The organism is Plantactinospora sp. B5E13 (assembly GCF_039871775.1).
In the GTDB taxonomy this organism is placed as follows: Bacteria; Actinomycetota; Actinomycetes; order Mycobacteriales; family Micromonosporaceae; genus Plantactinospora.
On the sequence record NZ_JBDPLT010000007.1, the window covers coordinates 194,649 to 208,154 of the forward strand.

Here is a 13,506-nt window from a genome sequence, read left to right on the forward strand (position 1 = left end):
GATCTCCGGATCACCCAGGAACTGCAGTCCTTGCGCTGGATTCCCACAATCACGTCGTACCCGTCCCAACGGGGTCCGGAGAGCAGAAAGTGTCCTGATTGCCAATATGATTGCCGTATGCAAAGTACAAGCAACACGGCGCGCAGCCCGCGATACACGGCAGCAGCACTTATCATCATCGATACACGTCGCCCATCACACCAACTCGGTGTCGCATTGATCCGGAACCGTATCCGAAGGCCAGTCTCGGGGGATTCTCCACCACCCGGCGTCGTTTAATCGATGGTACGGAGCCTGCGCACATTCAGTGCACACGCCGAGTACATGCGATAACCGCCCGTACTGTCGCGGCGGTGTACGGCGGACATCGGCACACTCACTCGAAACAGGCGTTGATCAGGGCTGACAGGTAACCGTCGCCGCGGTTATGGCCGAGGCCCGAAAGCCTCCGGCGAGTTGTCAGGTCGAGGATCACGGCGCCAAGGCAGCAAACGAGCCTTTCAAGGTAACAGATGGCGCACAGCCCGGCGTTGTTGTGCCAGGGCCCCGGCAAAGTCGTCAGGTGATGCCGAGTAGTGCCAGCGGGCGGGTGCTGTCGCGGGCGTGATGTCGGTTGGCGGCGGCGATGTTGGTGATCCCGGCGAGGCGTAGGGCGCCGATGGCGGCGTTGCGTAGGGCGGCCACGACTTGTGGTCCGGTGCCGGTACGGATTTGACTGCGGTCTTCGTCGTAGGTGACGTCGCGGACCCAGTGAACCTTGTTCTCGATGGACCAGTGGCCGCGGATCCAGCCAGAGAGCTGGGCGGGTTTGGCTTGGTGGACGCGGAGGTCGGTGATGGCGTAGACGGTCTCGCTCGATGATTATCTGAACCGGTCATGCCCGCCCTGCTACCACCAGCAAGGGCGCGTCTACACCAACCACATCAAGCCGGACAGCCCCACGACTTTGCCGGGGCCCTGCGGGGATGGGTCTTGATGACGCAGTTTGGTGCCTTCGGAGGCAGCGTTGGTGATATCAAGTGGCCCGTACAAGAAGGACCCGGACTCGCTGCCGGCGCCCTGGACGGTGCCGTCACTCCCCGAGGTCGATCCGCAGTCGTTGGGCGAGCTCGCGGTGGGCGTGCGCGATCGCGTCGATGAACAGGGCCAGCGCCTCGTCCGCCCGGATCGGTTCGGCCAGCCGGATCTCGTAGAACTCCCGATCCGGATGCTGCGCCCAGACGACGCCGGGTCGGGCTTCGAGTGCGGTGACCATCAGATCCTCGTCGACCACGTCCGGTCCGGTGTCGATGACCGGCTTGATTTCGTCGTCGATTCCCACCTCCCAGGTCAACCCGTCGCCGGTCGAGATCCCCATGTTGTCCAGCAACTGCTCCTGCGTCAGCGCCGGCTCCGGGCTCCCGGGCTCAAAGACGAGGTCGGCGAACCGCTGCGGCGCCCGGGCCAGCGCGGCGGCCACGACGGGCCGGCCGGTGAGGGTCGATGGGCGGTAGCCGTCCCAGCCTCCCCCCGAACCGCTCGGGGGAACGCCGGGCACGGAGTATCGGTAACGTCGCCACCATGACATGTGGCCTACTGTCGGGAACCCGGGACCGGAAAAGCAAGCCTGTCAAACGCGTTCCGCAGTTGGTGGGCAGACGATCGTTGTTGTGCTATGCCCGACCCGGGGCGGCCCTCGCCGAAGACGACTTCCCGGGTCCAGCGGAGCGATATTCCCGATCGCGTTCCACCTGAAAAGACACGAGGCCCGGTCGGCAACCCGCCACAGACAGGCCGCCAGCGGGCTCACCCTCGCCCACAGGCTCCGTGCACGACGCCCACCGCCGTCCCATGAGCGGCTGTCGGCTCGAGATGGCGTCCGTCTCCGCCCTGGCCGGTCCGCATCCGCTCGCTGCCGTTGCTGTCAACCGCCGCAGGGGCGCGCTGATGGCTCGTCCTCGGCCGCGAACAGCGCTCTGCGTGCGCCGCATGACACGAAGTAACCCCGCCCGGAATCAGCCCGTCGCGTCGCTCGATCCGGAAACGCCGCGGGGAGAAGGAGTGGCAGTGCTGGCAGCGAGACTGTCGACCTCGGGAAACAGCGAAGCCCAGGTCGGTGACCTGGGCTTCCGTGCCGAGCCGCCTGACGGAATCGAACCGTCGACCTACGCATTACGAGTGCGTCGCTCTAGCCGACTGAGCTAAGGCGGCAACGTCGGCAAGTGTACGACACCGCCCGGCGACCCGCCGCAGGGGTTTCGCCGACGGCCCGGCCGGACACGAGGGGATCATGGCAGAGCGTCAGCGTCCGGACAGTGCCTCGGTGTCCGATCCGACTAGGCTTTCATCGATGACCGACCACCCGTCCCGGCCGACCGTGCTGCCGGAGTCCCCGCCGGCCGGCCCGGCCCGGCCGCGCAGCCTCGACCCGAAGGAACTCGGCTTCACCCCGCAGCGGCCGGTGCCCTGGCTCGCGCCGCTGCTCCTGATCAGCACCGGACTGCGTACGCTGCTGGCCCTGCTTTTCGGGGCGTACCTGGACAAACGGGAGTTGCAGAACTCGCTGCCGAGCCCGGTTCACCGGGAGGTCGGTCCGGACGGGGACCTCTGGCTCGACTTCGTCGCCGACCTCGGTGACGGCTTCCACGCCACCTACTCGGTCGCCTGGCTGCTGTCCCGAACCGAACTGGAGGTCGACGGGGAGCGGCTGCCCCGGGGGCAGATGCTGCTGATGGGCGGCGACCAGGTCTATCCGACCGCCAGCGGCGAGGCGTACGAGAACCGGTCGAAGGGACCGTACGAGGCGGCGTTGCCGCAGCCGCCGGCCGACCGGCCCCGGCCGACGCTCTACGCCGTACCCGGCAACCACGACTGGTACGACGGCCTGACCGCCTTCCTGCGGGTCTTCGCCGCCTCCCGGGGCGGTGACATCGGCGGCTGGCGGACCCCGCAGGCCCGCTCCTACTTCGCGGTCGAACTGCCCGGCGGCTGGTGGCTCTACGGGCTCGACGGCCAGTCCGGGGCGTACCTCGACGATCCGCAGTTGCGCTACTTCGAGGAGGCGGCCACCCGGCTCACCCCGGAGTCGAAGGTGATCATCTCGGTACCAGAGCCGTCCTGGGTCAAGGCCGTGGACCTGCCCGGGGCGTACGACACGATCGAGTACTTCATCCGTACCGTGGTCGCGCCGCGCGGCGCGCAGGTCCGGCTGCTGCTCTCCGGCGACCTGCACCACTACGCCCGCTACGCCGGCCCGGACCGGCAGTTGATCACCTGTGGCGGCGGTGGCGCCTACCTCTATCCCACGCACAAGCTGCCGGAGCGGATCGAGGTGCCGCCCCGGGACACCCTGATGCGGCGGACCAGCCACAGCGAGTCGTACGACCTGGTCGGCCGTTATCCGGAACCGGCGGTGTCCCGGCGTTACGCCTGGGGCATCTTCGCCCGGCTGCCGCTGCGCAACCCGGGTTTCGCCACCCTGCTCGGCGTCCTGCAGACGAGCCTGATGCTCACCATGGCCGGAGTGGCGCTGCCGAGGGCGGAGGCGAACGCCCAGCGGCTGTTCAGCATCCCACTGGTGATCATGTTGGCGGTGACGCTGCTCGGCGCCGCGTTTTTCGCCAAACCGCCGAGCGCCAGCGGCAAACGGCACGTCCGGCACTGGCTGCTCGGGCTCGGCCACGGCTTCGCACACATCGGGCTCGCCGCGATCGGCGCCTGGGCCTGGCTGCAGCTGCCGTTCTGGGACGCGCCGTGGCCGCTGCCGGCGGTCGCCGCCGTGGTGGTCTACGGGCCGGTCGCCGGCCTGGTCGCCAGCCAGCTGACCGCGCTCTACCTGCTGGTCGCCGGCGCGTTCGGGGTCAACCTCAACGAGTTGTACGCCGCCCAGGGCATCGAGGACGCGAAGATCTTCCTGCGGCTGCACCTGGCCGCCGACGGCACCCTGACCGGCTATCCGATTGCCGTGGACCGGATCTGCCGCCGGTGGCGACCGGATCCCGACGCCGCCCCGAACGCCGCCTGGCTCGACCCCGAACAACCCCTCCGGGTACGCCTCGCCGAGCCCCCGTTCACCCTCCGCTGACCCCGTCCTGCGTGCGATCGAGGGACACGGAGTGTTTCGTTAGAGTGCCCGCGTGAGATCAACGGGGACAGTGCTACTGGTGGGACTGCTGGTGCTGGTGAACGGGTGCGGGCCCGGTGACGTACCCGAACCGCAGGAGGAACCGTCACACAAGGTCTCGTACTCGATCAGTGCCTCGGGCACCGCCAACGAGAACCTGACCATCACGTACACCGGCTCAGACGGCGGCAACGTCGAGGCGACGTCGCCGGGATCCGTGCCGGTCTGGGCCACCGAGGTCACCACGAAGCCCGGGCTCACCTTCCTGTCCGTCAGCGGGCAGGCGATCAGCTCGGACCTGTCGTACCGGCTGACCTGCGTAATCACTGTGGACGGCGTGCAGGTCGCCGACAACCGTGCTCCGTACTCCTGCTCGGCCAGCTTCGAGTTGTCGAAGCTGCCGGCGATCCTGGCCAGCAGGCCGACCGCCAGCCCGACACCCTCTGTGGTGGCCCTGCCGTCGGCGCCGGCCACCTCCGCCGCCCCGTCGAAGCCGGCGGGCTGCCGGTTCGTCAAGGGTGACGAGCTGACCGAGATCGTGAGCGACCTGGCCCGCGTGTACAAGCCGGTGCAGAGGGTGGCCGGAAACGAGAACCGCTGCACGTACACCGTGGACAACGACGCGACCCGGGTGGTCACGACCTGGAAGCCGGGCGGCGAGCCGGAGTTCCAGTTCCCGCCGCCGGTGTCCGGCCTCGGTGTCACCGCGTGGTGGTTCGAGCACAGCGACTTCGGGATCCTTGACGTGAAGCTGCCGGACGGCGTCTTCACGGTCCGGGTCGAGGCCAGGGCGCTGGACATCGACTACAAGGACTTCGCCATCGCCATCTTCAAGGCCGCGAAGCCCCGACTGCCCAGGTGATCAGTGCGAATCTTGGTATTCCCGCGTCGCCACAGCAGCGCTGGAATACCAAGATTCACGACGTCAGAGACGGCCCGCTCAGCCGCGCTTGGCCAAGCCGACGAAGTCGCGCCATGCCGTCGGCCCGAAGGCCAGCACCGGGCCGGACCGGTCCTTGCTGTCCCGGACCAGCACCCGGCCGGGCAGGTTGTCGGCCACCTCGACACAGGCGCCGCCGTTCGAACCGCTGCGAGTGCTGGTACGCCAATGGGGTCTCTCGGTCAGCGCCATGCTTTCGCCACCTCCGTGTTCGCAGTAACCGGACAGCTACAGCCGCAGACAAGGTGTGCGGAGGACGGCCGCTTGACATGTGGCCAAGGGCTGCCCGAGGGCGGGGAGGCCCGACAATGTGGTCACGGACTCCCCGAACGCTCGGATCAGCCGCGCTTGGCCAGGCCGACGAAGCTCCGCCACGCCGTCGGCCCGAAGGTCAGCACCGGACCGGCCTGGTCCTTGCTGTCCCGGACCAGCACCCGGTCGGGCAGGTTGTCGGCCACCTCGACGCAGGCGCCGCCGTTCGAACTGCTGCGGCTGGACTTCCGCCAGCTCGGTTCAGCTGTGCTCATGGAGAATCCTCAGGATCAGGTCGCGGGACTGGTCGCACGGCAGTGCGAGAGCACTCAAACTCTCCCACGTCCGGTCGAGATCGGCCATGTCCTCCACGTCGGCCACGGTCCGCCCCCGGAGCTGGTCGTCCAGGTAGCTGAGCCGGGGCCCACCGGCCCCGGGCAGGTTGGCGATGATGAACGCGCCCGCTAATCCGGATGTGCACGTTCGGCCGGTCGCCCATGTCGACCAGGTGCTCCAGCTGCTCCTTCATCATCGGCCCGCTGCCGTAGCGCAGCGCCGCCTCGCCGATGATCGCCACCATCGTTGGCGGGTCGTTCCGGTCGAGCGCGGCGGTCTGCCGTTCCAGCCGGGCGGCCGTCAACTCCTCGACCCGGTCCGGCCGGTGCGGCCCAACCGCGAGGATCGCCCGGGCGTACGCCTCGGTCTGCAGCAGACCGGGGATCAGCGAGTGCTCGAACCACCGCAGCAGGGTGGCCCGCCGCTCGTTGTCGGTCCACGGACGCAACCACGGTGCCTGTGCCTCCGACCTCGCCTCCGCGGAGAGCCGCTGGACCTCGTCCCCGGTCTCGAAAAGCGTGTCGTAGGCCCGCGCGGTGTCCGGCATCGGCACCATGCGCCCGGACTCGAACGCACCGACGGAGGAGGCGGAAACGTTGACCGCCGCCCCGGTCTGGTCCTGTGTCAGTCCGCGCCTGGTGCGCTCCCGACGAAGCAGTTCCCGAAGCTCGTTCATGCCGATTACTCCCCAGGTGTGTCGTACTGCGGCCGGCGGGTCCACACTCGCCGACCACTACTCATCACACATCTCCCGTAACTGAGTGCTGTCAGTCCAGGGTGGAAATCGACGACGTTGATGGAATCGGATCGGCGAAGAGGTGCCAGCACATGCGAGCCCACCGGAGAAACTGGCGACGACTCTGGCGCTACTGCTGGTGCGGATTCCGCTGGGCCTGCCCGGACGCGGTACCGGTCGTACCAATGCCGTTCGACCCGGACCCGGGCGCCCGACCCCGTACCCTGAACCAGAGCCCGGCGTGGCACGGCCCCGCCGGGTCCGACCGGCCCAACCAGCGACCGTCGTGGCCCGGCCCCACCGGGTACGGGCACCGGGTCGGCCGGGCCGGCCGGCTCACCCCGGCCCAGCGGTCCCGTACCAGTGACCGCCCGAACTGATGGGCACCCCGGTGCTGCGGAACGCGGCGGCATTCACCAATCCCGGCGAGCACATTCCCCGGCGGCCCACCTGGGCCTGCCGGATCTGCGAAACCGACTGGCCGTGCGACAGCGCCAGGGCGACGTTACGCGTCGAATACCGACACGATCCGTTGGCCCTTTTCGTTTATCTCGGCCTGTGCCTGCACGAGGCTACCGAGGATCTGTACAAGCTCAACCCGAATCCGGGACCGGACCCGGTCGAACTGCACGCCCGGTTCATCGGCTGGGTGCCGGTCGACCGGATGATCCGCCGCGCGCTGCTGCTCCGCGGGTACGCCGACCCGGTCCGCACGTTCCCACCGTCCCGGTCACCGGATCAGCGGGGCGGCAACAGCAGTCCGTAGCCGCTCAGCGCTGCTCGTACGCCCGGCGTGAACCGCAGACGTCGGACAGGGCGCACCGGCTGGTGCTGCCGTCCGACGACTGCCGGACGGTGACCGTCTCACTCGGCGGGTGCCGGGAGACGACCCGCCCCGGCCCCTCCGGTGTCTCGACCCGCTGGCCGGGCGTCGGATAGCTGGCGCTGTTGGCATAGAGCGGGTGCTCGTACTTCAGGCAGCACATCAGCCGCCCGCACGCCCCGGAGATCCGCAGCGGGTTGAGCGGCAGGTCCTGGTCCTTCGCCATCCGGATGGTCACCGGCTCGAAGTCGGTCAGGAACGTCGCGCAGCAGAGGTCCCGCCCGCAGGAGCCGATGCCGCCCTGGACCCGCGCCGAGTCCCGGGCCGAGAGCTGACGCAGCTCGACCCGGCAGTGCAGGGTGGCGCCCAGGTCGCGGACCAGCGACCGGAAGTCGACCCGGTGCGGTGCGGTGAAGTAGATCGTGGTCCGGGCGCTGTTCGCGCCGACCGAGCCCGCGTCGAGTACGTGGTCGACCGCGACCACCTTCATCGGCAGCCCGTGCTCGCGGATCAGCCGTTTCGCCGCCACCTTCGCCTCGGCCTTACGCCGCCGCTGCGTCTCGTCCCGACGCAGGTCCGCCTCGGTCGCCATGCCGGCCAGCCGGGGAAAACCGCTGGTGTCGTCGGAGACCCACTGCGCCGCCCAGACGCACTCGGCCACCTCGGTACCCTCGTCGGTCGGCACCAGCACCCGGTCGCCGACTTCCGGACGCAGCTCACCCGGGTCGAGGTAGTAGAGGCGGCCGTAACGGTTGAAACTGACCGCGCACAGCATGCCCATACCGACACCCTACGACGGATCCGACCATGGACCGAACGGTCACCGTCGCCAGCCGCCCCGGCCGGGTGACGCCAGCTCAGACCACGACCGGTCCGGCGTCGACCGGACCGTCCCCGTCCGGACCGGGTACGGGCGGCCCGGCCGGCGGCTGACCCACCCCGGCCAGCTCCGCCGCCCACCGTCCCGACAACGCTTCCACCTCGTCGTACGCCTCGGCGACCGTGGCCAGCACCCGGGCGCCGATCTCGGCGGCGGCCACCGAACCGGTCACCGGACCGGTCACCGGACCGTCGGCGGGTGCCGTCACCACCGTCACCGCCTCCGCCGAGCCGAGCACCTCGGCGAGGGTACGGGCCAACGCGCCCCGGGTACGTCCGATCCAGTCGGCGACCGCGTCGGCGTACCCGGCCGTGGTGGTCATCCGCCCGGCCAGGCTCCCCGGCCCGTCCCCAAGGTAGGTCACCAGTGCCCGCCGCCGCACCGCGTACGCCTCGGCGGCCGACCCCCGCCAGTTCCCCGGCCCGGTCAGCACGACCCGCACCTCGTCGTACGCCCGCCCTGCGGTACGGGTCGCGGCGCCGGCGGCGACCAGCGGGGCCGGACGGCAGGCGAGCACCGCGTCCAGCGCGTCCCCGGGCAACACCCGGAGCCGGCGGAGCAACGGCCAGACCGGGTGTCCGGCGGGAGCACCGGCGTCGCCGAGCAGCGTGTCGACCCGGCGGAGCAGGTCGGCGCCCGGGCCGGCGAGATGGTCGAGCGCGTCCATCAGCCCTCCCCTCCCGTCCCACGCCCGCCACCCTCGGCGTACCGACCGCCACCCTCGGCGTACCGACCGCCACCCTCGGCGTACCGACCGCCACCCTCGGCGTACCGACCGCCACTCTCGGCGTACCGACCGGTCGCGCCGCCCAGGAACCGCTGCTCGGCGGCGTCGTCACTGTCGGCGTACCACTCGGCGGCGGTGCGCAGCGCGGCGGCGGTGTCGGTCAGCCGGTCGGCGGCGCCGGTCAGCTCCCGGACCCGGTCGTCGAGGATCGTCTCCCACTGACGCCGCAGCGCCCGGCCGATCTCGCCCGGCCGTCCGGGGCCGTCGGCGTGCAGCGCGTCCCCCGCCGCACCGACGTACGGCAGCCGGCGGGCGAGTTCGGCCAGCGTCTCGGTCGCGTCGTCGATCCGGCCGGCCAGGTCGCGGAGACTGTCCACTCAGGCCTCCGTGAGCCGGCGGTACTCGCCGTACGTCTCGGTATGCAGTTTCTCCCGGGCCCACCGGGCGGCGTCCTGCGCGGCGGCGATCGCGGACCGGACGGACCGGGCCACCTCCACACCGCTGCGGGCGTGCAACGGTCCCAGGAAACGTACGTCGCTGATCGTCCCGTCGGCGGTGACGATCAGCTCGACCAGGCCGTCCGGGGACTGGACGCTGACCTCGGCCCGCCGCACGGCCTGGTCGAACTCGGCCTGCAGTGCCTCGATGCGGCGGTAGCGCTCGATCGCCTCCTCGACCCAGGCCTCGTCGATCTCCCGCGCCATCGGCCGGTCCTCTCCCGTCGCCCGGATGTCCGTTGGCCATCGCCTTCCGGCCGCCGACGGAGGTTGACGCTCGAATATGTCACCTTCGATACGTTACGGCACTGGACCGTACCGCTCGGTCCACCCGAACGGAAGACCCGCTTCCAAAACGTCCTACGCAGAAGCGCCCGGAGCCAACGGTCGGGCATTTCGGTCCGCCAGCCACGTGCCACCCCCCAGATGCTGATGATCTGAGCATCCTGGACCTTATTCCGGCCCGGTAGGGGCGGTAACGCTCAGATCATCAACGGGATCCCCACGCGGCGTGAGGGTCGGGCGAGGGGAGGCTCGGGGTCAGCCGCGCCACAGGGCGAGCATCATCGCCTCGACCGCGATCCGGGGCTTGACGTTGGTCTCGATCGCCGTACGGCAGCGGAGCACCGCCTCCAGCCGGCGCAACGTGCTCTCGGGCGTCCACTTCCCGGCGGCGGACTCGGCCGTCGTCGCCACATCGGTGTGCACCGGGGCGACCGGGGCGCGCATCGCGACGGTCAACACGTCGCGGTAGAACCCGGCCAGGTCCACCAGCGCCCGGTCGAGGGCGTCCCGCTGAGCCCGGGTGGCCCGGGACTTCTGCCGTCGTTCGAGGTCCTTGAGCTGCCCGGCGGCTCCCCGGATCGCCCCGGCCGCCCCCCGCCCGGTGCCGCCGGCGCCCAGTGCGGTCTCCAGCGCGGCCCGCTCGGCCGCGTCGGCCTCCGCGACCGCCGCCGCCGCTTCCGCCTCGGCCGCCTCGATCAGGGTGGAGGCCGCGTCGAAGCAGGCGCCGACGCTGGTCAGCCGACGCGGTACGGCGAGCACCGACTCCCGCCGCTTGCGCGCGTCCGGGTCGCGGGCCAACCGGCGGGCCCGGCCGACATGCCCCTGCGCCGCCGCCGCGGCCCAGGCCGCCACGTCCGGCGCGATGCCGTCCCGGTCCCGGAGTACGGCAGCCACCGCCTCCGCCGGCGGCTGCACCAACGCCACGAGTCGGCACCGGGAGCGGATGGTGACCGAGATGTCGTCCGGGTGGGTGGACGGGGTGCAGAGCAGGAAGACGGTACGCGGCGGCGGCTCCTCGATCGCCTTCAACAGCGCGTTACCGGCCGCCTCGGTGAGCCGGTCGGCATCCTCGATCACGAGTACCTGCCAGCGGCCGCCGCTCGGCGTACTCGCCGCCCGCAGCACCAGGGCCCGCATCTCGGCGACCCCGATCGAGAGCCCCTCGGGGACCACGAACCGTACGTCGGCATGGGTGCCGGCGAGCGTGGTGTGGCAGCCGGCGCACTCGCCGCAGCCGGTGCCCCGGAGGCACTGCAACGCCGCCGCGAACGCCCGGGCCGCGACCGACCGCCCCGATCCGGGCGGGCCGGTGAAGATCCACGCATGGGTCATCGCGCTCCCGGCCCCGGTGGCCGATGTGTCGCCGCCCGGCGCCGGATCACCTCCGGGCGACTGCACACCGTCCCGGAGCGTCTCCGCGGCGATCCGGACCGTCTCCGCCGCGGCGAGGGCGGCCCGGCGCAGCGTGTCGACCGCCTCCGGCTGGCCGACCAGCTCGGCGAAGACGTCCGGCATCAGGACCGCCGTTCGAGCTCGAATTCACCCGTGACGGTGGCGGAACGACTCTCCGCCGGCGCCCCGGCGTCCCCGGACCCGCCGCCCTGGCGCCCGTGCCCGTCCACCGGGGCCGCACCGGGATGGCTGTCGGCCGCGACGACCTCGGCGTCCGCGCCCGTCGCCGGGACGGAACCGACCCCATCGGGGCGGCTGTCCGTCGCCCGGCCAGCGTCAGAGGAACCCGGGTCGGAGTCGAAGGAGCTCGGGTCGGAGTCGAAGGAGTCCGGGTCGGAGTCGAAGGAGCTCGGGTCGGATAACTCCGGCCGGTTCGCCGACTCCGTCGACCGGGTGTCGGCCGCCGTACCCTCCGGATCGCCGAGCATGCCGACCACCCGGTCGGCGACCTGCGTGGCGAGTTCGTCCGCCGGTCGGGAGGCGTCCAGCACCAGGTAGCGCTTCGGGTCGTCGGAGGCCAGGTCGAGGAAGGCGTACCGGACCCGGTCGTGGAACTCGCGGGACTCGCTCTCCAGCAGATCCGCCTCGCCGCCCCGGGACGCCACCCGGGCCAGGCCGGTCCGGGGCTCGACGTCGAGCAGGACAACCAGGTCGGGCTTGAGGCCACCGGTGGCCCAGGAGGAGAGCCAGGAGATCTCCTCGACCGGCAGGGTACGACCAGCCCCCTGGTAGGCGAGGGAGGAGTCGACGTACCGGTCGCTGATCACGACCGCGCCCCGGGCGAGCGCCGGCCGGACCACGGTGGCCACGTGGTGTGCGCGGTCGGCGGCGTAGAGCAACGCCTCCGCCCGGGGCGCCAGCGGCTCCTGGCCCTCGGTCCGTTCCAGCACCAGTCGGCGGATCCGCTCGCCGGCGGCGGTCGCCCCGGGCTCCCGGGTCACCACGACCTCGCGGTGCTGCTGCCGCAGCGCCTCGGCGAGCCGGCTGACCTGGGTCGACTTGCCGGCCCCCTCGCCGCCCTCGAAGACCACGAACATCCCGGTGGCGGCGAACGGCTCGGCCGGAAAGAGCGGCCGGCCCCGGATCGAGCCCCAGAGGTCGGCCAGGACCGGCACGCCCGGCTTGTCGTCCATCTGGCGGAACGCCTTGATCCCGGTGAAGATGCCGGCGAGTCCGGCGACCAGCAGCAGCACCCGGGTCGACGAGACCGAGATGCCCAGGTCGGCGATGCGCAGCTGCCAGGATCCGCCGAGACCGACCAGCAGGCTGCTGACCGAGATGGCCAGGATCAGCACCAGCCGGGTGCCGGTCTGCACCACCGCGAAGACCCGGCCGCGTACCTCGTCGGCGATCTCGCCGCCGAGCAGGGTGGTGCCGGCCAGGAAGGCCATTCCGGCGCCGGCGCCGACCAGCAGTGCGCCGAGGATCGCCATCGACAGGTGGATGGAGCCGGCCAGCACCAGCACCGAGCCGCTGGCCAGGACGATACTCAACCCGAACCAGCGGCGGCGGGACATCTCCCGGACGACCATCGGACCGAGCCCGATACCGAGCGACAGGCCGAGGAAGATCGAGCCGAAGAGCAGCGAGAACGCCGCCTCACCGGCGGCCAGCGACTTGGTGAAGAAGTTCGCGGTGCCGATCACCACGCCACCGCCGGCGAACGCGCCGAAGATGCCGAGCACCAGGCCACGGACCAGCGGGGTCTTTCCGATGAACTTCCAGCCGTCCACGAACTGCCGCAGCGCGCTCTGTTCCTCGGCCTGCCCGGCCCGGTCCCGGATCCCGCCCCGGCCGCTGATCTCGCGGATGCCGAAGAGCACCACCAGCGCGGTGGCGAGCCGGGTGAGCGAGTTGACGTAGAGGGCGAGCTGTGCCGGCTCGGCCCAGCCCGGCGGCGGACCGCCGGCAGCGGCCCGGATGGTCCGGTCCAGCCCGGCGGCGATCACCGCGGCGAGGATCGGGGTGATCCCGTACGTGGTGATCAGCGTCAACTGGTTCGCGGCCTCCAGTTTGCTGCGCGGGATCAGGTTCGGGACCGCGGCCTCCTTGGCCGGGATCCAGATCAGGGTGATCGCCTCGATCAGGAAGGTGGCGACCGCCGCCCAGCCGACCACCACACCGCCGCCGACGTTCAGCAGCGCGGCCAGCGGGATCGAGGCGAAGAGCACGAAGCGCAGCAGGTCGCAGATGACCATCGTGTAGCGCCGGTCGAACCGGTCGGCCAGTACGCCGGCGATCGGGCCGAGCACCAGGGCCGGCAGCAACCGGACCGCGATCACGCCGCCGAACGCGAGGCCCTTGGCGGTGTCGCCGGTGACCTGGGAGGCGGCGAAGAGCGAGGTGGCCAGCAACCCGAGCCAATCGCCGAAGGACGCCGCGCCGAGCACCAGCCAGAGCCGGCGGAACGGGCGGATCCGCAGGACGGAGCGGAGCGCCTGGTAGCCGGTCCGGTCGACCGGACCGCTGCCGCCGC

Annotated in this window: 15 protein-coding genes and 1 tRNA gene; 4 read left to right on the plus strand and 12 right to left on the minus strand. The window is 71.1% G+C overall.

Annotated features, from left to right (window positions below; genetic code table 11):
• Nucleotides 1-558: 558 nt before the first annotated feature.
• From ABGB05_RS09410 to ABGB05_RS09420, 3 genes are all read right to left on the minus strand, one after another.
• Entirely contained in the window at nucleotides 559-684 is a 126-nt protein-coding gene (locus ABGB05_RS09410; RefSeq protein ID WP_347652818.1) for a hypothetical protein, read from the minus strand.
• Nucleotides 685-1,072: 388 nt separating this feature from the next.
• On the minus strand, nucleotides 1,073-1,537 hold the full coding sequence (locus ABGB05_RS09415) for a hypothetical protein (protein WP_347652819.1): 465 nt from the start codon (nucleotides 1,535-1,537) through the stop codon (nucleotides 1,073-1,075).
• A gap of 579 nt (nucleotides 1,538-2,116) precedes the next feature.
• Nucleotides 2,117-2,190: transfer RNA gene (locus ABGB05_RS09420), tRNA-Thr, on the minus strand.
• A 139-nt stretch (nucleotides 2,191-2,329) separates the two neighbouring features.
• Here ABGB05_RS09420 and ABGB05_RS09425 point away from each other — a divergent pair.
• Both ABGB05_RS09425 and ABGB05_RS09430 read left to right on the plus strand, forming a co-directional pair.
• On the plus strand, nucleotides 2,330-4,063 hold the full coding sequence (locus ABGB05_RS09425; protein WP_347652820.1) for a metallophosphoesterase: 1,734 nt from the start codon (nucleotides 2,330-2,332) through the stop codon (nucleotides 4,061-4,063).
• A 79-nt stretch (nucleotides 4,064-4,142) separates the two neighbouring features.
• On the plus strand, nucleotides 4,143-4,964 hold the full coding sequence (locus ABGB05_RS09430) for a hypothetical protein (RefSeq protein WP_347652821.1): 822 nt from the start codon (nucleotides 4,143-4,145) through the stop codon (nucleotides 4,962-4,964).
• A gap of 78 nt (nucleotides 4,965-5,042) precedes the next feature.
• Here ABGB05_RS09430 and ABGB05_RS09435 read toward each other — a convergent pair whose 3' ends face one another.
• The 3 genes from ABGB05_RS09435 to ABGB05_RS09445 form a co-directional block, all read right to left on the minus strand.
• On the minus strand, nucleotides 5,043-5,234 hold the full coding sequence (locus tag ABGB05_RS09435) for a DUF397 domain-containing protein (protein ID WP_347652822.1): 192 nt from the start codon (nucleotides 5,232-5,234) through the stop codon (nucleotides 5,043-5,045).
• Between the two features lie 146 nt (nucleotides 5,235-5,380).
• Nucleotides 5,381-5,569, minus strand: coding sequence for a DUF397 domain-containing protein (locus ABGB05_RS09440; protein WP_347652823.1), 189 nt, complete (start codon nucleotides 5,567-5,569; stop codon nucleotides 5,381-5,383).
• Nucleotides 5,566-6,306: a helix-turn-helix transcriptional regulator gene (locus ABGB05_RS09445; RefSeq protein WP_347652824.1), complete on the minus strand. Its 741-nt coding sequence runs from the start codon at nucleotides 6,304-6,306 to the stop codon at nucleotides 5,566-5,568. The genes ABGB05_RS09440 and ABGB05_RS09445 overlap by 4 nt, the downstream gene beginning before the upstream one ends.
• A gap of 152 nt (nucleotides 6,307-6,458) precedes the next feature.
• Between ABGB05_RS09445 and ABGB05_RS09450 the strand changes: the two genes are divergently transcribed.
• Together ABGB05_RS09450 and ABGB05_RS09455 are read left to right on the plus strand one after the other, a co-directional pair.
• Nucleotides 6,459-6,746, plus strand: a complete 288-nt coding sequence (locus ABGB05_RS09450) for a hypothetical protein (protein WP_347652825.1) — start codon at nucleotides 6,459-6,461, stop codon at nucleotides 6,744-6,746.
• Nucleotides 6,746-7,132 carry a hypothetical protein gene (locus ABGB05_RS09455; RefSeq protein WP_347652826.1) on the plus strand — a complete coding sequence of 129 codons (387 nt, stop codon included), beginning with the start codon at nucleotides 6,746-6,748 and terminating at the stop codon, nucleotides 7,130-7,132. Before ABGB05_RS09450 ends, ABGB05_RS09455 begins: the two co-directional genes overlap by 1 nt.
• 4 nt (nucleotides 7,133-7,136) lie before the next feature.
• Here the strand turns inward: ABGB05_RS09455 and ricT are convergent, their stop codons facing one another.
• From ricT to tmk, 6 genes are all read right to left on the minus strand, one after another.
• Nucleotides 7,137-7,970, minus strand: coding sequence for a regulatory iron-sulfur-containing complex subunit RicT (ricT, locus tag ABGB05_RS09460; protein ID WP_347652827.1), 834 nt, complete (start codon nucleotides 7,968-7,970; stop codon nucleotides 7,137-7,139).
• Between the two features lie 76 nt (nucleotides 7,971-8,046).
• Complete coding sequence (locus tag ABGB05_RS09465; RefSeq protein WP_347652828.1) at nucleotides 8,047-8,736, minus strand: hypothetical protein; 690 nt, start codon at nucleotides 8,734-8,736, stop codon at nucleotides 8,047-8,049.
• Nucleotides 8,736-9,173 (minus strand): hypothetical protein, encoded by a 438-nt coding sequence (locus tag ABGB05_RS09470; RefSeq protein ID WP_347652829.1) that lies wholly within the window; start codon nucleotides 9,171-9,173, stop codon nucleotides 8,736-8,738. Before ABGB05_RS09470 ends, ABGB05_RS09465 begins: the two co-directional genes overlap by 1 nt.
• On the minus strand, nucleotides 9,174-9,500 hold the full coding sequence (locus ABGB05_RS09475) for a YbaB/EbfC family DNA-binding protein (RefSeq protein ID WP_347652830.1): 327 nt from the start codon (nucleotides 9,498-9,500) through the stop codon (nucleotides 9,174-9,176). It lies immediately after the preceding gene.
• 333 nt (nucleotides 9,501-9,833) lie between these two features.
• Nucleotides 9,834-11,093, minus strand: coding sequence for a DNA polymerase III subunit delta' (locus ABGB05_RS09480; RefSeq protein ID WP_347652831.1), 1,260 nt, complete (start codon nucleotides 11,091-11,093; stop codon nucleotides 9,834-9,836).
• Nucleotides 11,093-13,420 carry a dTMP kinase gene (gene tmk, locus ABGB05_RS09485; RefSeq protein WP_347652870.1) on the minus strand — a complete coding sequence of 776 codons (2,328 nt, stop codon included), beginning with the start codon at nucleotides 13,418-13,420 and terminating at the stop codon, nucleotides 11,093-11,095. Before tmk ends, ABGB05_RS09480 begins: the two co-directional genes overlap by 1 nt.
• Nucleotides 13,421-13,506: the final 86 nt, after the last annotated feature.

Excerpts from the sequence above, each read along its gene's own strand:
- ABGB05_RS09465 (WP_347652828.1), bottom strand. The coding sequence starts at position 8,736 with ATGGACGCGCTCGACCATCTCGCCGGCCCGGGCGCCGACCTGCTCCGC.
- ABGB05_RS09480 (WP_347652831.1), bottom strand. The coding sequence starts at position 11,093 with ATGCCGGACGTCTTCGCCGAGCTGGTCGGCCAGCCGGAGGCGGTCGAC.
- ricT (WP_347652827.1), bottom strand. The coding sequence starts at position 7,970 with ATGGGCATGCTGTGCGCGGTCAGTTTCAACCGTTACGGCCGCCTCTAC.
- ABGB05_RS09435 (WP_347652822.1), bottom strand. The coding sequence starts at position 5,234 with ATGGCGCTGACCGAGAGACCCCATTGGCGTACCAGCACTCGCAGCGGT.
- ABGB05_RS09425 (WP_347652820.1), top strand. The coding sequence starts at position 2,330 with ATGACCGACCACCCGTCCCGGCCGACCGTGCTGCCGGAGTCCCCGCCG.
- ABGB05_RS09450 (WP_347652825.1), top strand. The coding sequence starts at position 6,459 with ATGCGAGCCCACCGGAGAAACTGGCGACGACTCTGGCGCTACTGCTGG.
- ABGB05_RS09445 (WP_347652824.1), bottom strand. The coding sequence starts at position 6,306 with ATGAACGAGCTTCGGGAACTGCTTCGTCGGGAGCGCACCAGGCGCGGA.
- ABGB05_RS09475 (WP_347652830.1), bottom strand. The coding sequence starts at position 9,500 with ATGGCGCGGGAGATCGACGAGGCCTGGGTCGAGGAGGCGATCGAGCGC.
- ABGB05_RS09440 (WP_347652823.1), bottom strand. The coding sequence starts at position 5,569 with ATGAGCACAGCTGAACCGAGCTGGCGGAAGTCCAGCCGCAGCAGTTCG.
- ABGB05_RS09455 (WP_347652826.1), top strand. The coding sequence starts at position 6,746 with ATGGGCACCCCGGTGCTGCGGAACGCGGCGGCATTCACCAATCCCGGC.